We start from the raw sequence: 19,846 nt of genomic DNA, 5'->3' as shown, positions 1-19,846 counted from the left end.
ATCCCCGGGGGAGTACTCTCTCTTTGGCTCGCCGCTTGCCTATGGTTTGGCTAGCTCTGGAGTGGGTGGCAACCCCCAGGGGCTCCTTCGAAGCAACCATTGCGGGGTACTGGCCCTCTAACCAGTTTCCTTAAAGGAGCCTAGAATCCGTACTTCTGGCTCCAGAAGTATTGACCACTGCTGATAAACCTTTTCCTGCGCCAGGCGAATCAGGCGATAGATGTCGCTGGCGCTGGCCTGGCCGCAATTGAGGATGAAGTTGGCATGGCGCTCGGAAATCTGGGCCCCGCCAATCCGGTAGCCCTTTAGACCGGCCTGCTCAATTAACCAGCCGGCAGGGTAGGTTTCGGGGTTGCGAAAGACGCTGCCACAACTGGGTAGATGGTAGGGCTGAGAGCTGAGACGCTGGTTGAGGTTGCGCTGGGTTTCCCACTGCACCTGGGCTGGATCCCGGCCTGGGATCAACTGCAAGGTTGCCCCTATAACCGTCCAGGGCAAGTCTTGCAGGCGAGAGCGGCGGTAGCCAAATTGCAAGGCAGCAGGTTCCAAGCGGCAGGGCTTCTGGTCTTCATCCAAAATCTGCACTTCCACCAGCACATCCGCCATGGCGCGCCCATGGGCGCCGGCATTCATCACCACCGCTCCCCCCAGCGTGCCTGGGATCCCGATGGCCCATTCCAAGCCGCTCCAGCCCCGCTTGGCAGCTACCCGCGCCAGGTTGACCAAAGGTTCTCCGGCAGCGGCCCAGATCCTCCCCCCCTCCAACAGTTGCATCCCGCGCAAACGCCGGGTGTGGATAACTAGCCCCCTCAACCCCGCATCGCTGATGAGCAGGTTGCTACCTGCCCCCAACAGGGTGACAGGGATCCCTTCGGCCCGCGCCCAGGCCAAACACTGCTGCAGCTCCAGGTTGCTGCCGGGCTCACAATACCACTCCGCCTTGCCACCCACGCGGAAGGTGGTCAGAGGAGCCAACGGGATCCCCGCTTGCATCCGCCCAGAAAGCCGGGCAACGCAGGAGGCATTGGGCACGCAGGGAGCTGTAGTCATGATGCCAATACCTCAGAAGCCCCCATCTCCCCGATCCCATTCTCCGCTTGCCCCGGCAATTTTTCCTCCAAGTCTGCCAGAGCCTGCTCCCCCACCTGAGCCGCATAGGCCCGCATCGTAGCGGCTATCTGCTGATTGAGATCGCCTGCGCCCAAAAAAATGGCGAGATCTCCAGGCTGCAAAACAGAGGCCAACACCTGCGGCAATTCCCGCAAAGAAGACACATAGCGCACCTGGGGATGGTGCTCCGCCACCGCCACAGCCAACCGCAAGCTGTCAGAACGCTCCGGCGCCGGCTCTCCGGCCCCGTATGTGGGCACGATCACCACCACATCTGCATTCTCGAAGCAGCGGGCAAAATCTTGGAACAAGGCGGCCAAGCGGCTGTGGCGATGGGGCTGAAACACCGCCACCACCCGCCGCTGCTGCAGATGGGCCGCCCGCAGCGTGGCGCGAACCTCGCTGGGATGGTGGGCATAGTCGTCGATAAAGGTGACCCCGCCCACCTCGCCCTTGGCTTCAAAGCGGCGCTGCACCCCCCGAAACTGGGCCAGAGCAGAGGCAATCACGGGGAACTCCAAGCCCAACTGCCTCCCGACGGCAACGGCGGCCAAAGCGTTGCTGAGGTTGTGGGATCCCAGCACCTGCAGGCGGAGCTGGCCGAGGAGGGATCCCCTCTCCCAGATCTCGGCGGAGGTAAAGTCCGCGGCATAGACGATCTCGCGCGCCTGGTACTGGGCTTGGGGATGGCCGGCCAGGCTGTAGCCAATGTCCACCGCCAGGTGGGTGGCCACGTTGGGGCAATCTAGGCAAGCCACCAGGGTTTGGCTCTGCTGCCCGTACTGCTGAAAGGCCCGGATTACCTGCTCCAGATTGGCATAGTGATCCGGGTGATCTAGCTCAATGTTGGTGATCACGCCAATCTTGGGGTAAAGCCGCACCAGGGATCCATCCGACTCATCCACCTCCGCCACCAAATATTCCCCCTGGCCCAGACGGGCGTTGCCATCCCAGGCGTCCATCTCTCCGCCAATGATTAAGGTGGGATCCCAGCCTGCTGCCAGCAGCACATAGCCAATCATGCTGCTGGTGGTGGTTTTGCCATGGGTGCCTGCTACACCAATGCTGGGGCGATGGTTAAACAAGGCGGCCAGTAAATCGGCTCGATGCCAAACCTTTAATCCCTTGTCTAGAGCCGCTGCCAATTCCGGGTTGCTGGGACGGATGGCGCTGGAATAGACCACCTGGGGATCCCCGGCCAAACCCTCTAGAGTGTGGCCCTGAATAAAGCGTACCCCCAAGGCTTCCAGGCGACGGGTACGGCCATTGGCGGCAATATCTGAGCCGGAAACGCGAAACCCCTGCTTGGCCAAAATGTAGGCTAGGGCCGACATCCCCACTCCGCCGATCCCAACAAAGTGGTAAGCCGGCAGTAGCGGCTTTAACGGATCCAAATTTTTGGCAGGCAGAGATGGAGAACGAGCTGGCGCCGGCACAACGGGATCTTCCCCTGCAACTGTTTCCACCATCGCAACTCCACCTCACTCCTCGCACCACACCTAGAAATTGGCACCTGCAGAAGGGCCCCGAACAGGCCAGATCATATCAGGAATCCCTTGGGTTAGGTAGCCGACGGAGGCCGACAACCGAAGATCAGCCGAAGAAAAACAAGTACCCGAAAAATAAACACATGAGAAAAACCTGGACATCCTCGCCCCATAAACTTTACATTTATTAAAGAATTGCAACTGTAACGACCGTCCCCAACCGCAAAACTAAACGGGCAGGGAACGATGAATCAGCGGCTACTCTGGTCTATTGCGGGAGCTGGATTGCTGGCCGGAGCCGGGCTGGCCTGGCTGGGACTGAGCCAGCAGGCGGCCACCCAATCCGTATCAGAAGCAAATGCAGAGGCAACGGAGGAAACGCGGCTACCTCCCCGTATTGGCGCCCTGGGGCGCCTGGAGCCGGAAGGAGAAGTGGTGCGGGTGGCCGGCCCCCCGGGAGAGCGGTTAGGAGAGCTGTTGGTAGCTGAAGGGGATCGCGTGGTGGCAGGCCAAGTGTTGGCGCGACTGGAAAACTATGGCGAGCGCCTGGCGGAGCGGGAGTATGCTGCTGCCCAACTGCAAGAAGCCCGCGCCCGACTAGAGGCCGAGACCCGCTTTGGCCAAGCCCAAGTTGAAGAGGCGCGCACCCGCCTCAACCGTCTAGACGAACCGCAACAGTTGCAGATCCGATCCCAGGAAGCGGTGGTGGAGCGCCTTCGGGCGGAGCTGGCCGATGCTGAGGCCAACCTGGCTCGCTTTCAGACCCTGTGGCAGGAGGGGGCTATCTCCCAGCAGGAGCTAGACCAGAAGGCTCTGCTGGTGCGGCAACGGCAGGAGGACTTGCGGGCCGCTGAGGCCACTCTGGATCAACTGCGCCTGGCCCGCGAGCGGGATCTGCGCAACGCCCAAGCCCAGGTGCAAGCCGCTGAAGCAGGGCTGAGGCGGGCCCAAGCGCAAGTGCAACTGGGATCCCTGGCCCGCAACCTGGAGCTGGCAGAAGCCCGCCTGGAGCGCACCCTCATCCGCGCCCCCCGGGCCGGCCAGGTGCTCAAGATCCACACCCATCCTGGGGAAGTTATCGCTGCCGACAAAGGGATCCTCGAGCTGGGCAACACCGACCAGATGATGGTGGTGGCGGAGGTCTACGAAACCGACATCCTGCGGGTGCGGCCCGGACAACGGGCCACCATCAGCAACCGCGCGCTGCCAGAAACGCTGCAGGGCCGGGTCGAGCGCCTGGGCCTGCAAATCGGCAAGAAAGATGTGCTCAACACCGACCCCGCCGCCGATGTGGATGCGCGTGTGGTGGAGGTGTATATCCGCCTGGATCCGGAAAGCAGCGCCCGCGTGGCTGGCCTGACCAACCTGCAAGTAGATGTGGCCATCGAGGTCGAGGGGTAGGGGGGGGACGATGTCCGGCTTGTTCAGCGTAGCGTTTATCGGGCGCCGCATCCCGTTGGCCTGGCTGCAGTTGACGCGGGAGAAGATCCGCCTGCTGGTGGCCCTGGCGGGCATTGCCTTTGCCTGCATCCTTATGTTCATGCAGTTGGGCTTCCAAGACAGCCTGCTGGAGAGCGCCATCCGCTTCCACGTCGCCCTCAAAGGGGAGATCTTCCTGGTCAGCCCCCAGTCCAACGCCCTCATTGCCATGAACACCTTTTCCCAGCGGCGGCTGTACCAGGCACTGGGCTTTGAGGGGGTACGGGCCATCTCGCCCGTCTATGTAGGCTTTGCCCTCTGGAAAAACCCCCAGACCCGCCGCACCCGCAGCATCTTTGTGGTGGGGGTGGATCCCTCTGCCGACCTGCTGGAGTTGCCGGAGCTGACCCCCGACAAGTTGGAGGAGATCAAGAAGGCGGACGTGGTGCTCTTCGACCGCCGCTCCCGCAGCGAGTTTGGCCCCATCCCGGAATGGTTTGAGTCCGGTCGAGAGGTCTTTACCGAGGTGGGGAACCGCCGCGTCCAGGTGGGGGGTCTGTTTGAGATGGGGGCTACCTTTGGCGCCGACGGCACCATCCTCACCAGCGACCTCAACTTCCTGCGCATTTTTCCCCAGCGGGAGCGCGGCCTCGTGGATATCGGTGTGGTGCAACTGCAGCCGGGGGTGGATCCCCAGCCGTTGGTGCAGCAGATGCGGGCCTTGCTGCCGGAGGATGTGCGGGTGCTGTCGCGGGCAGAGTTTATCGATATGGAGCAAAGCTACTGGGAGGAGGGCACGGCCATCGGCTTTATTTTCGGCCTGGGGGTGGCCATGGGTTTCATCGTCGGCATTGTGATTGTCTATCAGATCCTCTATACCGATGTGTCGGATCACCTGGCAGAATATGCCACCCTTAAGGCCATGGGCTACACGGATACTTACTTGCTGGGGGTGGTGTTTCAAGAAGCTATTTTGCTGGCCGGTCTGGGATATATTCCCGCTTTTGCCCTGGCGGTTTTGCTCTACGATTTGACGGCCAATGCCACGTTGCTGCCAATTGCCATGACCTTCAGCCGTGCGGTGCTGGTGCTGCTCCTGACGGTGAGCATGTGCTTTATCTCAGGGGCCATTGCCGTGCGGCGGCTGCGGGCAGCCGATCCCGCCGATATCTTCTAAAGTTTTGGCAAGGCGTTGCATGGGGGAGGGGGGAATGGATTGTTGAATGGCTTGAACTCAACTGCCCAAAAGCTTCTGGGATCCCTTTAAAGGCCTTCGGCCAAAGGTTTCTGGAGGGTTCAATCGCGGCAGTTCCCACGATGGCCCACGATAAGTTGTCAACCCAAGTTGTTTGAGATTTTGAGTTCCCTATGCTGCCTTTCCTTCTCGATCAAGCCGCCCTCGCCTCCACCCAAAATGCCGTTGAGCCGGTGGTCAAAGCCGAAGGGGTGAACCACTACTTTGGCGAGGGATCCCTGCGCAAGCAAGTGCTTTTTGACATCAACTTCGTTTTGCAGCCGGGGGAGATCGTGTTGTTGACCGGCCCCTCCGGCTCCGGCAAGACCACGCTGCTCACGCTCCTGGGGGCTTTGCGCTCGGTGCAGGAGGGCAGCTTGCGGGTGTTGGGGCAGGAGCTACGGGGCGCCCAGCCCAACACCCTCATCCAGATCCGCCGCCAGGTGGGGTACATCTTCCAGGCCCACAACCTGCTGCGCTCCCTGACGGCAGCTCAAAATGTGCGTATGGCTCTGGAGCTGCACAACGGCCTTTCCGCCCAGGAAGCCCAAGAGCGGGCGGAAGCGATGCTGGCGGCGGTGGGTCTCGGGGATCACGTCCACTACTACCCAGAGCAGCTTTCGGGAGGGCAAAAGCAGCGAGTGGCCATTGCGCGGGCCCTGGTCAGCCACCCCAAACTGGTGCTGGCCGACGAGCCGACGGCAGCCCTGGACAGCAAGTCGGGCCGCGAGGTGGTGACCCTGATGGAGAAGTTGGCGCGGGAGCAGGGTTGCACCATCCTGATGGTGACCCACGACAACCGCATCCTCGACATCGCCGACCGGGTGCTGCACATGGAGGATGGACGACTGGAGAGCCAGCCCCTTGCCTAGTTTGCCCCGTTGGAGGCGTGGCGGCGGTACCAGTCGATGGTGCGCTGCAGCCCCTCCCGCAGCCCCACCTTGGCCACAAAACCAATCCTCTCACGGGCTTTGGAGACGTCCAGGCAGCGGCGCGGCTGGCCGTTGGGCTTGTCCGTTTGCCAGCGGATCTCGCCGCGAAACTCCATCAGCTCGCAGATGAGGGCAATGAGATCCCGAATGGAGATCTCCTCTCCGGTGCCCAGGTTCAGGGGCTCGGAGCTGTTGTAGAGCTGGGTGGCCAGGAGAATGCCGCGGGCGGCATCTTCGGCGTAGAAAAACTCGCGGGTGGGGCTGCCATCTCCCCACACCTCCACGTAGTTCTGGCCCCGCTGTTGGGCTTCATGCACCTTGCGGATCAAGGCTGGGATCACGTGGGAAGTTTCGAGATCGAAGTTGTCCATGGGGCCGTAGAGGTTCACCGGCAGGAGGTAGATGCCGTTGAAGCCATATTGCTGCCGGTAGGCCTGCAGTTGCACCAGCAGGGCTTTCTTGGCAATGCCGTAGGGGGCGTTGGTCTCCTCCGGGTAGCCATTCCAGAGATCCTCTTCCTTGAAGGGGACGGGGGTGAACTTGGGATAAGCGCAAATGGTGCCCACGCAGACAAACTTCTCCACCCCGGCTAGATAAGCGGCGTGGATGAGCTGGGATCCCATGATCAGGTTGTCGTAGAAGAGCTCCGCCGGCTTGGCCTGGTTGAGGCCGATGCCGCCCACATGGGCCGCCAAATGGATGACGATATCTTGCCCCTGCACCACCTCTTGGCAGACTTCCCAGCGGCGCAGGTCGTGGGTGCGGGAGCGCGGGATCCGCACCTGCTCCGGCTTCACCCCCAGCACTTGCAACTGCTGCAGCACATGTTTGCCCAAAAAGCCGCTTCCCCCCGTGAGCAAGATGCGCTTTTGGCTGAGATCGATGGCAGTAGACAAGCTGTTGGGCATCATGGTGAGTGCGGAAAATCCCAGGCTTCCATTATGGGGCAGAGGGGCTGCTCCTCTCCTAACTGCTCGAGCTTGCAGGTTTCTTCCCTCCCTTTTCCAGCTCTGCCTGCAGCCGCTTCTGGGCCGCCTGTAGGGCTTGCGCCAGTTTCTCGGGCTGCTTGCCACCGGCCTGGGCCAAGTTGGGCCGCCCACCTCCACCGCCGCCTGTGAGTTTGGCAATCTCGCCGATAAAGGAGCCCGCCTTGAGGCCAAGTTGCTGCACCGCCGGGCTAAAGGCGGCCACCAGGCTGACCTTGCCGGCTTCCGGCACCGATCCCAGCACCACTGCCCCTTCCCCTAGCCGCTGCAGCAGGTGCTCGGCGGCGGTTTTAAGCGCCTCAGGAGGAGTGGATCCCAATTCCGCCACCAAGATCTTGAGATCCCCAACCGATACTGCCTGGGGCAAGAGCTGCTCTGCCTGGAGCAGGGCCAGCTGGCTGCGGGCCTCCTCAAGCGCCTTCTGGGCAGCCTTCAGCTCCGCCTGTAAAGCCGCTACCCGCTCTGGGATCTCCTGCGGCTTGGCCTTGAATTGGGCGCTCAGCTCCCGCACGACGCTATCCCGCTCGTTTAGGTATTCCAGCACCGCCGGCCCGGCTACAGCCTCGATGCGGCGGATCCCGGCGGCTACCCCACTCTCGGAGATGATCTTGAACAGGCCGATCTCGGCAGTGTTGCTGACGTGGGTGCCGCCACAAAGCTCCATCGACACCCCCGGAAAGTCAACCACGCGCACCTCGGCACCGTATTTTTCCCCAAACATGGCCACCGCCCCTCTGGCTTTGGCCTCTGCCAGGGGCAGAATGGCTACCTGAGCCGGATGGGCCTCAGCAATCCAGGTGTTGACCAGATCCTCAACCTGCTGCAGCTCTTCGGGGGTAAGGGGACGCGACAGGGTAAAGTCAAAGCGCAGCCGGTCAAAGGCCACCAGGGATCCCGCCTGGCTGATGGAGGGATCGACCACTTTCTTAAGGGCTGCCTGCAAGAGGTGGGTGGCTGTGTGGTGGGCCTGGGCGCGCCGCCGACAGGCCAGGTCAATCTGGGCCTGCACGGGATCCCCCACCCGCAGGATCCCCCGCTCCACCCGGCCTAAGTGGACAAACAGATCCCCCCGCTTTTGCACATCCTCCACCCGTACCAACACTCCGTCCCCGGCCAGGTAGCCGCGATCGCCAATTTGCCCCCCGGACTCCGCATAAAAAGGCGTGCGATCCAAAACCACCTGCACCACCTGCCCCGCCTCTACCTGAGGCACCGACTTCCCTTCCACCAGGAGCGCCTCCACCACGCCGCGGGCAGAGGACTGGTTGTAGCCGAGAAACTCCGTCTCGATTAAAAACTCAGCCAGCTCGTCCAGGGATCCCTGGGCCATGACGTCGAGGGTTTGGTGAGCGGCGCGGGCCCGCTGCCGCTGTTTTTCCATCTCTTGCTCAAAGCCCTGGACATCCACGCTAAAGCCGTGCTCCTGGGCAATTTCCTGGGTCAGCTCCAACGGGAAGCCGTAGGTGTCAAAGAGCTTGAAGGCGTCGACACCGGAGATCTGCTTTGGCGCGCCAGTGGCGGTGACGTTGGCAAACAGATCAAACAGCAGCCGCTCCCCCCGCTCCAGAGTCTTGAGAAACTGCTCCTCTTCCCGCTGCAGCTCGGCTTTGATCACCGCCTCCCGCTCCCGCACCTCGGGATAGGCCGCCTCCGCCAACTGGATGGCCGTCTCCACCACTGGCCAGGTAAAGGGCTCGCCGATCCCCAAGAGGCGCCCGTGGCGCACCATCCGCCGGATCAAGCGCCGCAGCACGTAGCCCCGATCCACATTCGAGGGGATTACCCCGTCGGCAATCAGATGCATCACCGCCCGCGCGTGATCCCCAATAACCTTGAGGGAGACTTTCTGCTCGGGGCTGGCCCGGAAGTAGTCCACCTGAGCGATCTCAGCCGCCTTCTGCACAATGGGGAAGATCAAATCTGTCTCATAGTTGTTGGGGACTCCCTGCAACACCTGAGCCAGCCGCTCCAGCCCCAGGCCAGTGTCGATGTTTTGCTTGGCCAAGGGAGTGAGGCGGCCCTCGCTGTCCCGGTTGAGCTCCATGAACACCAGATTGTAGATCTCCAGAAAGCGGGAGTCGTCCCCTAGGTCAATCTGCTCATCCCCTAGCTCCGGCTTGAAGTCGTAGTAGATCTCGGAGCAAGGGCCACAGGGGCCGGTGGGGCCGGCAGCCCAGAAGTTGTCCTCCTCCCCCATGCGCCGGATGCGGTGGGGCGGGATCCCAATCTCATTGCGCCAGAGGGCAAAGGCCTCCTCATCTTCTCGAAAGACGCTCACCACCAGGCGCTCCGGCGGCAGGCCAAACACCTCCGTCACCAGCTCCCAGGCCCAGGTGATGGCCTCTTTTTTGAAGTAGTCGCCGAAGCTGAAGTTGCCCAGCATCTCAAAAAAGGTGTGGTGGCGAGCCGTCCGTCCCACGTTCTCGATGTCGTTGGTGCGTACGCATTTCTGGGCAGTCGTGACCCGTGGGTACTCCGGATCCCGATGCCCCAGGAAGATGGGCTTGAAGGGTAGCATGCCGGCGATGGTCAGCAGCACCGTGGGATCCTCCGGCACCAAGGAGGCGCTGGGCAGTACCTGGTGGCCCCGCTGGGCGTAGAAGTCCAGAAAAGCCTGCCGGATGGCGGCACCGGAGAAGGATGGAGACATGGTCAAGGCGAAGAATAACTGTATTGATAATTCTAGGTTTTTTGCCGCTGGGGCAGTTGAACTCTTGAGGTCTGGATTTTGTCGGCACCGCCCGCCAAAGCAGAAAAATCTAAGCGATTTCTCCGATTGAGCCCGCGTGGGCAAACGCTAGGATCAGCCTGTTGGAGCCAGATGTGCAAGATTTTTCTCCCCTTGGTCTAGGCTAGATGTATCTCTGGCAACGCGCTTGCCCGCCCATCAGCCTCGTCTCGGTTACCTAGCCGTCAGTCGGTAGCGCTTGGAGGGGTATGCCCACCTGCTATTGTCTCAATCCTGACTGTCTGCAGCCAGAAAATCCACCGGATGCCTCCACCTGTGCCTCCTGTGGCCAGCCGCTGCTGGTGCGCAATCGCTACCGGGCCTTCAAGCGTCTGGGGCAGGGGGGATTTGGCGCCACCTTCTTGGCCCGCGATGAGGACATGCCCTCCAAGCCCTGGCGGGTGATCAAGCAGTTGCGCCCGGCTGAAAATTCGCCCCAACTGGCCAGGCTGGCGGAGGAACTGTTTAACCGCGAGGCTGAGGTGTTGGAGCGCCTGGGGGAGCATTCGCAAATCCCCAAGCTCTACGCCCACTTCCAAGAAGGCGGCCAATTCTACTTGGTGCAGGAGTTTATCGAGGGGATCACGCTTTCTCAGGAGATGCGGCGCAATGGGCCTTTCTCCGAAGAACAAGCCCGGCAAGTGATGCAGGAGGTGCTGCTGATCCTCAACTATGTCCACAGCCAGAACACCGTCCACCGCGATATCAAGCCGGCTAACCTGATTCGCCGCAAAGAAGATGGCCGCCTGGTGCTAATCGACTTTGGGGCGGTGAAGCAGCTTGGGCCGGGCCACAAGTCGTCGGAGGAGGGAACGGCGATTCGCTCCCTGGGCTTTTCTCCGCCGGAGCAGATGGCTGGCCAGGCGGTGGGCCCCGCCAGCGATCTCTACGCGCTGGCCGCCACTTGCATCAATTTGATGACTCTGGAGTCGCCGGCCAAGTTTTACGACCACAACACCGGCCAATGGGATTGGTCGGATCGCCTGCAGCTCAGCCCTGAGTTCGACGCCATTTTGCGCCGCATGCTGCAGCCGGCCATCAGCCAGCGCTTTGCCACGGCTACCGAGGTGCTGCGGGCTCTGCAAGGGATCCCGGTGCAGGAGGGCCCCCTTTCCTCGCCGGTTCTCTTGCCCAGTTCTCCGTTGACTGCCGATTCCAGCCCGTTGCTGATCTCCGACCAGTGGGCCAAACGCCGTTCAACCGCTCTCCCCCTGGCCCGAACAGATGGGTTCTCGCCTGCGCCGCTCCCTCGGTCCGGTGCGGGAGGCATGCTGCCCGTGGGAGCGGTTCCCACCGGTTTTACCCAACTGGGCCAAGCCAGCCGCATCACTGGCAGCGGGCAGATCAAGCCAGCCACCCCGCCGCGGATCCCGTCTTTGGCGGGGGCGGATCTGCGGGGCAAGTCTTTCGCCAACCAGAACTTAGCCGGTTATGACTTGCGCTGCGCCGATCTGCGGGGGGCCGATTTTTCAGGGGCCAATTTGCAGGGAGCCGATCTGCGCGGGATCCGCTTCAACACACCGCAACCCCGCTGGCTGCGCTTTTTGAGCCGGCTCCTCGGCTCGGCCAAGACCCTGGGAGGGATCCTAGCAGGCCTGGGAGGGCTCTTGGGAGCTGGGAGCCTGGCGTTTTTGCTCGTCCACCTCACCACGCGCAATGTGGTTTATGCCTTGGGAGCGGCTGGGATTGCTTTGGTGGTAGCCGGGTCGGTGCTCTGGTCTGCAGGCGGCAGGACTTCCCTGCCACGCCAAGCTGAAGAAAAGGGCAAGCGCTTCACCAGCTTTTACAAAGCGGATCTGCGAGGGGCGCAGATGGATAGGAAGCTGCGGGAGTTCGCCCGCCGCCAGGGTGCCATCGTGAGCTAGAGCGGATCCGTTCCCGCCTTAGGCTATGGGAGGAAGCCCGCTGCGGATAGCCTGGCTCACCTGCTCCGCCAGAGGCCGGCAGGCTACGGCTTTCCCTTGCCGCCGATCCCCCGCCTGGTCGTAAAAAACAATGCCTTCGGCGCGGGAAAGGCCCAGGGCCAAAAAGAGCAGCTCCAAAACCCCAAAGGAGGTGGCCTCCAAGTCCGGCGCTTGCTCCCGCAGTTCCGCCAGCGTGGCTTGGGCATCTTCCAGGTGGCCAAAGGCCGGGATCCACAGCTGGCCGATGGGTTCGAATCCTGGGGGGGACTCCGTCCCGGCGGATCTTTCTACCACCCGCACCGTCAGCCAGCCGCCATCGGGGTAGCGCAAGGTGGTGTACTGCAGGTGATCCAGGTGTTGGGCCACCTGGGTGAGCACCTCTGCGACCTGTTGCATCGCCGCTGTCGGGATCCCGTTCTGCGGGGCCTCCTCTACCAGCGTTGCGGCCTGGGCCGCCAGACTAGATACCATGATTGACAACCATCCTTACTTAGGTTCAAAATGGGTATTCGCAGCTCCTGGGGCTGTAGTTCAATTGGTTAGAGCACCGCCCTGTCACGGCGGAAGTTGCGGGTTCGAGCCCCGTCAGCCCCGTACCTGTTAGGAACACTCTAGCCTACATCGGCAAGCAGGTCAGCACTGCTATCATAGGTACCTTGCTCCGTTAGGGTAGGGAGATGTGTGCCTTGCGGTATCTGCGCCCGGATTTGCTTCACCTCAAGTCCTATGATGCCGTGCCGCCCCAAGCTGCCGACAAGTTGGATGCCAACGAGTTTCCCTGGGATTGGCCGGCGGGCTTCAAGCAGAAACTCTCCCTCCTCTGGGAAAAAGGGATCCCGAGCAACCGCTACCCCGATGCTCATCACCGGGGCCTCAAGCAGGCCATTGCCGCCTATGCCGGGGCAGATCCTGCCCAGATTAGCCTGGGCAACGGCTCCGACGAGCTAATCCGATCCCTATTCATTGCCACCTGCCTGGGCGGAAGGGGTGGCATTCTGGTGCCAGAGCCTACCTTTTCTATGTACGCCATCCTGGCCCAGAGCCTGGGGATCCCAGTGGTGCGGGTGCCCCGCCACCCTGAGACGTTTGCCCTGGATCTGGAGCGGTGTCAACAGGCGATAGCGGAGCAGCAGGTGCGAGTGGTGTGTTTGGTGGATCCCAATTCGCCCACCGGCAATGGCCTGAGCACCGCCGAGTGGGAGTGGGTGGAAGGGTTGCCCGCCGAGATTTTGGTGATCCTCGATGAGGCCTATTTCGAGTTCAGCCAACACACGGCCCTGCCCAAGCTGGCGGAGCACCCCAACTGGGTTATCTTGCGCACCTTCTCCAAAGCCTTTCGCCTGGCAGCTCACCGGGTGGGCTATGCCATCGGCCATCCGCAGCTCGTCCAGGTGCTGGATGCCATCCGCCTGCCCTACAATCTCTCGGCCATCTCCCAGTGGGCCGTTCAGATTGCCCTGGAACATGCCGAGGAGTTTTTGGCCGACCTACCCCTTATCCGTCAGGAACGGGAAGCCCTCTACCAAGCCCTGCAGGAGCTGCCGGGGGTGCGGGTGTGGCCTAGCCAGGCCAATTTTCTCTACTTCCGGGTGGCAGGATGGGATCCCCAGGATCTGCAGCGGGCCTGGCAAGAGCTGGGAACTTGTGTGCGCTGTACCGGCGGCGGGCTGCGCCTAACGGTGGGCACCCCTGAAGAAAACCAACGCGCCCTGGAGCGCCTGCAGCAGATCTTGCGGTAGGTGGCTCTACTTCCAACTCCTGCTCAACCTGGGCCGAGAAATCGCTGGATCAGGCCATAAACTTGCTGGAGCTGCCTCTCGTTGAGCCGCTTCAGTTCTTCGCGGATTGCCACTTGCAGTCTTTGAGCCTCAGTTTGCTCCCGCTGCAGCAGCCAACTCTGAACAGGGCTGGGGTGCTCCACGAAGTCGTGTAGCCAGGGATCCCGTTCCTCCAGCTCAGGCTCTGCCTGGGGCAGTTGCTCACGCCAGCGCTCTTGCGCGCGGCTAAACTCCTCTGCCAAAAGATCGGTCGGTCGTCCCTCCGCCTGCAGAGAATCTCGATACTTCTTGTGAACCAAAAGCCAGCGCTGCCGAATCTGAGAGCGTTGCCATCTTGGGATTCTACCGATTCCGTTTTCAGCAAAGCGCTCATAAAACCTGAGCGCGTCTCGGTAGCGGCCCAGTCGCTCATAGGCCAGGCCCACCTCCAGCGGTTGCAGCCACCAAGCGTGCTCCCCGCGCACACTGCTTACCACTTCCTGCAGAAAATCCCGCAGTCCAGGGAGCTTCCACCTCAGCTCATCCCAGTTGGTTGCCATGTCTCGAGCCATGCTGGCCACCAACTCGTAGTCATGTCCGCGCTGCCACGCCTGTGGGTGGGCCTGAACCACTTCCCAAAGCCTGCCCCACTCGCGGCGCCGGATCAGGATTCGCAGCAGCAGCGGCCACTCTTTCAAGCGCTCCAGGCTGAGGATGACATCGTTGATGTACTCCTCCCACTCGCCCGCGAGGGGACGTCCCGCCTCCTGCCATTTGCTCACCACTGCTGCGTCCTGCCGGTCTTTGGATAGCCACCTCACCTGGCCAGGCGGCTTCTCCAATTGGATCTTGGCCCGGTAGTAGTAGGAATGCTCCGTTTGGCCACCTTGATCCCAAATGGCAACTGCCTCGTCAAGTTTCTGTTGCTGGAAATAACAGATGCCGAGAATTTTGTGATATTGCCCTGCGAACGGCTGCCGCTGGCCAAGAAAGGCCAAACGCTCCCTCAAGGCCTCAAGGGTCTCTTGCCAAAAAAGTTCACGGTCCTCCAGCTTAGAACGAAAAGTCTCTAGATTATCGAAAACTTGCTCCAGCTCCACCAAAAACTTCTCCACACAAACCTTCCAGGTGGGATCCGAATGCTTCGGGCTGACCTCAACGCTCAACCAATCTCGCACTCGAACTATCTGTCGAAAGCGCTCCATGGACTTGGCAGAGCTGTTTTGGGTTACCACCATCAAATCCACCAGAGGACTGTAGTCGGGGATCTCGGAGCACCTGGCAAAGTGAGTGGGACGATGCTGCTGTAACTCTAACCAAGCTTTTGCCTTCCAAAAGCACTCCCAGGCTTCCCGGATGAGATGTCTATTGGGTAGGGCGGATCTTTCCAGGCTTAAAAACTGACGACCTGCAGGAACGTAATCCCTCTGCAGCTTGAGGATCCAAGCTTGGCATTCCTGTTCTAATTTCTGGTTGACTGCCTGCCGAGCAAAGGCGCGTGCATCTTCCAAGAGCTCAGGATTTCCCTCCTCTACCCCTCGCCTAAGAAACCCAAGAGCCAAGTCCAGGACATCCTGTAAGTTTTTATCCGTCCAGTATTGGATGCCGGTGCCTGGAGCGAAGCCCGCCAGTACAGGCGGATGCGTTTGCCATTGGGATCGATCGGGCTGCAAATGAGAGTGATTGAGCCAAAAGTCAATCTCCAAGGCAGGATCCCAAAATTCCCGCCAGCCAACTGCAGTATCCACAACAGCTAAGGCTTCGATGGGGCGGGTAATACCAACGTATAGCTGGTTGAGAAAATAATGTAGCTGTAGGGATACTTTCTCTGCAGGTTCTTGAGCATAGTGGTTAAGCCTTCTGCTAAAGTTTTGTCGATAGTAGTCGCCAAACTTGTAGAGAATAATCTTTTTGAACTCCATGCCCTTGACAGCGGTAATAGTCTGCAGCAGCGCCGGCTTGAGATTTTGCTCCAGCTCTTCGGCAAAAACTCTCTGGAGTTCGGGATCTTGGCGGACGTAGTCCAGCTCCTCTCCTATGGGACAAGGCAGGATGCAAACTGTACCCGTGCTGTTCCTGAGCATACTCCTCAGCTCATGTTGAGTTAAGTTCTTGTCCTGGCCATCCAGCACAAACTTTTGAGCTGGCCTACCTGGTTCCTGAAAACGCCAAGGCTGCTGTGGATAAATCCCCCGATCATTGCTAAGAACTCGCCGCCACAGGTTAACCAGGTTGCTAAAACGAGTGATCTGAGGGCTACAGCGGTAGTTATTTTTTAACTCTCGGGGACTTGGAATCTCGAGAGAATGACTCGGCAACAAGTAAGCATGGATATGCTTGTAGAGATGGCTCCTTAGAGCATCCCAACGAAATCCTGTAGGATTGATCGTTTGCAGGGGATCCCCAGCAAAAGCATAAGGTAAACGCTCGATAGCCCAATCCAGCTTATATTTTCCCCAAGGTGACAAGCAGAAAACAATATTCAGCTCAAGCTGGGTAAAGTCTTGAACCTCATCACAGAAAATGACCGGATGAATTGATCTAAGACAACCATTCTGTAGGACATCTCTAGCCAAATCTTGATCGTCCCAGTAGCCTTCGTAGGTAGTTCGTTCCTGATAACCTGGCCAAACTTGCTTGTATATTCGATCAAAGACTTCTACATCTACAGTGCGGTCAGCTTGAGGCAATTCCCGATAGCAATCTGGATCCAAGTAGTCGCTTACTTCATAGCCCTTGATCAGAGTGCGAATCGTATGCCAAGCTAACTCTATATCGCTGCGGCCGCGGTACCAGCTCCGAAATCGATAAAAATTGACATATCGCTCCAGTTGATAGCGTTCTTGTCTCTCCGGCGGAAGACAGCTCAACAGGTAGTCCTGGAAGGTGCTAAAGAAAGCTTGACATCGCCCAATTTCCTCTTCCGAGAAGTCACTGCCTCTCTCTCGGTAACGATGGTTGACCCGCAAAATTTTACTTACCTTGCTGCGGGCTTGCTGTACTAGACTCGGGCTGTAGGTTAAAAAGAGAGGATGGTACTGAAAGTTTCCTTTGCTTGAATTCTTCAGGTAATGGCTGCAGTAATCAGCAAAACGGTAATACAACATCAGAGATTTGCCGCTTCCAGCTCGCCCGTTGATCAGTAGAGGCATAGAGGTGCTTTGGAGAATTTCTTCTTCTTCCATCGATAAAGCTAAGTTCCCCTCTGTAGTTTCCTGGATTTCCAGCCAGATGTTTTCATCTGCAACCATGTAATCGGGGTAGGCGCGGCGGGCATATCGCTTCCAAATCTCTAAAGATTGTGGGTGTTGGAGAATATCCGGCCGATCGGCCCCCATCCCAAATAGGCAAGTTTGGCGCCCTAGGTCAAACCGCTCTCTCTGCTCCGGAGCGTGGTCGTAAACCCCAATTAAAAATGGAGATAAGACTCTTTCCTGCTCACATACCTGCACCAGGCTGATAGCCAGATGTATCGAGCCTTCCCGCCAGCATCTAACCTCAGCTCCTGGATAAAACAGTGGTAGTTCCTGGTAGAGATTACCTTTCTCATCGCTAATGAATTGCTCTACCGCCCGATACACTTGGCGCCGCTGTTCTAGAGAAAGGGCTTGCACTTGCCGAACCCATTCCCCGCTTTCCAACACCAGTCGCTCCTGGCGGTTGGGAGTATTTAAAAACTGTGTCCAATCGTACAGTTCACTGGGGAGAGGGAGGAGCTGGTTTTGCCGCACTTCCTCTTGTTCATTTTCCGCTTGCCTTTGTGCCAGCCAGGCCTGTAGCTGATCGTCAGGCACCCAGTTCCTCACCCGCTCTTGATAGCCGGGATCCTGCCGCCGCTCCAGGAACTCTCGGTACTCGTGGCTGCCTCTCCCCCAAAGGCCAAACAAGACCAAAACCGGCACCTCTCCCAGATAGCGCAGATCACCCACCAAGCGAACATTGCGCCGGAGGTTGCGCTTCCAGTAGGGGTAGCGAACGTCGAACAACCGGCTTAAAAGGGTGCGATCCCCCTGCGATAGCCGTTCTATCAGCTCCTCGAGGTTGTATGGCGCTCCTGCCTCCAAAACTTCTTCTAGACAATACACGTACATGGGATCCCACTGCTCAAGCTGTCCTGGTTTGAAGGCCATCTTAGAGGCGACCTGCCTTGCCTGTCAGCTCTCTCTCAAAACTTGCTACCAAACTGAGAGACTAACCAAATAACTTCAATTGAAGCTAGGGTTAGAATTTTAAGCTTTGATAAAGTGTGCTGAACTGGCGGGCAAATTAGAGAATCCAAGCTGTTACCGCACGGCCCTAACCCCCATTCCTCTGTCAAGCTGTCTGGCAGCATCCCCAGCAGAAGCCGATCGAACTGGCAGAGAAAAGGTTGCGACAGGGATCCCGCTGGCTCTAGATGAGGTTGTCCAAAGCAAACTTTGGAGAAAGGTGATGGGATCCTCCCCTAGCTGGATCGGTTTGCCCTCCCTGCTGGCAACAGCGGTCTTGGATCATTGAAGCAGAATTGGGTTTGGATCCCATCTCGTCTCAATACAGCTTTTTCCAACGTGGGGGAGTTCTGTAGAACGGTGGGATCCGGTTGTTATCCCTGTTGACCTGTTTTTCAAGAATTGTCCACCCTACTACCCAAGGAGCGGCTATGGAATTGGTTTACTTCACCCCCATCCTCGATGTGCGCCTGCAGCGAAGCACCCTTGACTTCCCGAAGCAGCAGAGCTCTGGAGAGCGCCCTCGCACTTTCTTCCCCACACCATTACAGGTTTGGGAGAGCGGCGAGGCCTACACTGTCCAGCTCTGGGTGCCCGGCGCCGATCGCGAGCGCTTCCACATCGAGGCCACAGCCCAGCAGCTCTCCATTAGCGGTGAAATCCAGCTTCAAGGCCCTGAAGGTGCTGAATTACGCTACCAAGAGGTGGAGCCTCAGCCTTTTCAACGCATCCTCAAGCTAGCCAAAAGCATTCAGCCGGAAAAAGTCTCGGCCATCTACCGGGATGGCATTCTCACCCTCACCCTGCCCAAGGCCGATGCCGTGCAGGCGGTCAAAGTTCAGATAGGAACCTCAACTTCCGCAGCTCCGTCGGAAACTTTAACGGTGGAAAGCCAGCCTGCCTAGTCTCCCTTCTCCCCAAGCAAGAGGGGGCAGGGGTGAGGGAGTTCGCCTAGCTACCCCACTGCACGCGCACCTCGTCCCCTACCTTGAAATCCAAGGTGCGGCTGGCGTTGCCCCGGTTTTGCACAATCTCCACCAAGCCGGAGCTGCCCACCAGGGCAAGCAGCTCGCCCTCACTTCCCTCGGCAAAGGTGGCGGCGGAGCGGATGGTGATCCCCTTGACCCAAGCTCTCCAGTTGCGGCCCTCTACCCAGTTGCCGGGGAGAGTGGTGATGCCGTTGCCGAAGCGGTCGATGGCCTGGATCACGCCGCGGCCGCCGTCGGGCTCTGCCTGAGGTGGTGGCCAGTCCCAGCGAACCAGCTCGGCCACCTCCAAGGGATCCCCCAACTCTGCCAAAGGGATCCCGTTGGCCAGGTGGGCGGCCACCGGGGCAAAAATATCCCGCCCGTGAAAGGTACGGCTGGGAGAAGGAGTGCGCCAGTAGCGGGGTCGGTTGAGTTCCACAGCAGCCAGAGGTGGGGATTGCTCCAAAACGCCGCTGAAGAGGCCATTGTCAGGGCCGACCAAATAGCCTCCTTGGGTTTGGACGGCCACCGCCCTTCGGCTGCTCCCCACCCCCGGATCTACCACCGCCAGGTGAATGGTTCCAGAAGGTAAATGGGGATAGGCCGTCATCAGGGCAAAACGGGCCGCTGCCACATCCTGGGGCGGGATCTCGTGGCTGAGGTCGATCAGTTGGGCTTGGGGCGCGATTCCCCAGATCACCCCTTTCACGATGCCTACGTAGGGATCTTCGAGGCCAAAATCCGTCAGTAGGCTAATGAAAGGCATATACTGTCTCAACGTCATGAACTACCTCACCGCATGGGCAGACGGGTTTCCCCATCTGGGCAAGGCTTTTGTCTCTTCCTCCGCCCCAGTTGCTTCATCGTTCGCGGCAGCGGGACGGAGTCCATCCCGTATACCGAGTCTCCGTTTGCAAAGCGTGGCGCTAGCCATCGTAGAGCTGCAGCATCCAAGACGCACGAGGCGGGTTCCCAGCCCCGGGTGCTGATTAGGTGCAACGTTGTACATAACCATCACTGCCCCCCTGTCCCTCTCTATCGCAAAACCCCAGGCAGAACAGACAGGATAGCGATTGCTCAACCAACATCAGGGATCCTCCCAGTCAGCAGCAG

Annotated in this window: 13 protein-coding genes and 1 tRNA gene; 7 read left to right on the top strand and 7 right to left on the bottom strand. The window is 59.6% G+C overall.

Features of this window, described 5'->3' with window-relative positions; all coding sequences use genetic code 11:
* Window positions 1-117: 117 nt before the first annotated feature.
* A complete protein-coding gene (gene murB, locus NW852_RS05105) occupies window positions 118-1,050 on the bottom strand; it encodes a UDP-N-acetylmuramate dehydrogenase (protein ID WP_414426505.1) in 933 nt (310 codons plus the stop codon).
* Window positions 1,047-2,579 (bottom strand): UDP-N-acetylmuramate--L-alanine ligase, encoded by a 1,533-nt coding sequence (gene murC, locus NW852_RS05100; RefSeq protein WP_414371881.1) that lies wholly within the window; start codon window positions 2,577-2,579, stop codon window positions 1,047-1,049. The genes murB and murC overlap by 4 nt, the downstream gene beginning before the upstream one ends.
* Before the next feature lie 264 nt (window positions 2,580-2,843).
* Here murC and NW852_RS05095 point away from each other — a divergent pair, with 264 nt between their 5' ends.
* From NW852_RS05095 to NW852_RS05085, 3 genes are all read left to right on the top strand, one after another.
* Window positions 2,844-3,998, top strand: a complete 1,155-nt coding sequence (locus NW852_RS05095) for an ABC exporter membrane fusion protein (protein WP_414371883.1) — start codon at window positions 2,844-2,846, stop codon at window positions 3,996-3,998.
* Between the two features lie 10 nt (window positions 3,999-4,008).
* A complete protein-coding gene (gene devC, locus NW852_RS05090) occupies window positions 4,009-5,193 on the top strand; it encodes an ABC transporter permease DevC (RefSeq protein WP_414363973.1) in 1,185 nt (394 codons plus the stop codon).
* Between the two features lie 191 nt (window positions 5,194-5,384).
* On the top strand, window positions 5,385-6,122 hold the full coding sequence (locus NW852_RS05085) for a DevA family ABC transporter ATP-binding protein (protein WP_414363974.1): 738 nt from the start codon (window positions 5,385-5,387) through the stop codon (window positions 6,120-6,122).
* On the opposite strand, the gene NW852_RS05080 is transcribed toward NW852_RS05085, so the two are convergent.
* Together NW852_RS05080 and alaS are read right to left on the bottom strand one after the other, a co-directional pair.
* A complete protein-coding gene (locus tag NW852_RS05080) occupies window positions 6,119-7,078 on the bottom strand; it encodes a GDP-L-fucose synthase family protein (protein ID WP_414398954.1) in 960 nt (319 codons plus the stop codon). The genes NW852_RS05085 and NW852_RS05080 overlap by 4 nt on opposite strands.
* A gap of 70 nt (window positions 7,079-7,148) precedes the next feature.
* Window positions 7,149-9,818 carry an alanine--tRNA ligase gene (gene alaS / locus NW852_RS05075; protein ID WP_414363976.1) on the bottom strand — a complete coding sequence of 890 codons (2,670 nt, stop codon included), beginning with the start codon at window positions 9,816-9,818 and terminating at the stop codon, window positions 7,149-7,151.
* Window positions 9,819-10,105: 287 nt separating this feature from the next.
* Here alaS and NW852_RS05070 point away from each other — a divergent pair, with 287 nt between their 5' ends.
* Complete coding sequence (locus NW852_RS05070; protein ID WP_414363977.1) at window positions 10,106-11,761, top strand: protein kinase domain-containing protein; 1,656 nt, start codon at window positions 10,106-10,108, stop codon at window positions 11,759-11,761.
* Between the two features lie 18 nt (window positions 11,762-11,779).
* On the opposite strand, the gene NW852_RS05065 is transcribed toward NW852_RS05070, so the two are convergent.
* Window positions 11,780-12,271: a hypothetical protein gene (locus NW852_RS05065; RefSeq protein WP_414363979.1), complete on the bottom strand. Its 492-nt coding sequence runs from the start codon at window positions 12,269-12,271 to the stop codon at window positions 11,780-11,782.
* Between the two features lie 49 nt (window positions 12,272-12,320).
* On the opposite strand from NW852_RS05065, the gene NW852_RS05060 reads away from it, so the two are divergent.
* Both NW852_RS05060 and NW852_RS05055 read left to right on the top strand, forming a co-directional pair.
* Window positions 12,321-12,394 (top strand) — tRNA-Asp (locus tag NW852_RS05060).
* Between the two features lie 83 nt (window positions 12,395-12,477).
* Window positions 12,478-13,539: a histidinol-phosphate transaminase gene (locus tag NW852_RS05055; RefSeq protein ID WP_414377007.1), complete on the top strand. Its 1,062-nt coding sequence runs from the start codon at window positions 12,478-12,480 to the stop codon at window positions 13,537-13,539.
* Window positions 13,540-13,562: 23 nt separating this feature from the next.
* Here NW852_RS05055 and NW852_RS05050 read toward each other — a convergent pair whose 3' ends face one another.
* Window positions 13,563-17,687 carry a hypothetical protein gene (locus tag NW852_RS05050; RefSeq protein ID WP_414426504.1) on the bottom strand — a complete coding sequence of 1,375 codons (4,125 nt, stop codon included), beginning with the start codon at window positions 17,685-17,687 and terminating at the stop codon, window positions 13,563-13,565.
* 509 nt (window positions 17,688-18,196) lie between these two features.
* Here NW852_RS05050 and NW852_RS05045 point away from each other — a divergent pair.
* On the top strand, window positions 18,197-18,670 hold the full coding sequence (locus NW852_RS05045; protein WP_414371890.1) for an Hsp20/alpha crystallin family protein: 474 nt from the start codon (window positions 18,197-18,199) through the stop codon (window positions 18,668-18,670).
* Between the two features lie 46 nt (window positions 18,671-18,716).
* Here the strand turns inward: NW852_RS05045 and NW852_RS05040 are convergent, their stop codons facing one another.
* Complete coding sequence (locus tag NW852_RS05040) at window positions 18,717-19,517, bottom strand: S-adenosyl-l-methionine hydroxide adenosyltransferase family protein (protein ID WP_414398949.1); 801 nt, start codon at window positions 19,515-19,517, stop codon at window positions 18,717-18,719.
* Window positions 19,518-19,846: the final 329 nt, after the last annotated feature.

The sequence above is a fragment of the Synechococcus sp. H60.1 genome (genome assembly GCF_047462335.1).
Lineage (GTDB): Bacteria > Cyanobacteriota > Cyanobacteriia > Thermostichales > Thermostichaceae > Thermostichus.
This window is presented reverse-complemented; position numbering and strand designations above follow the sequence as displayed.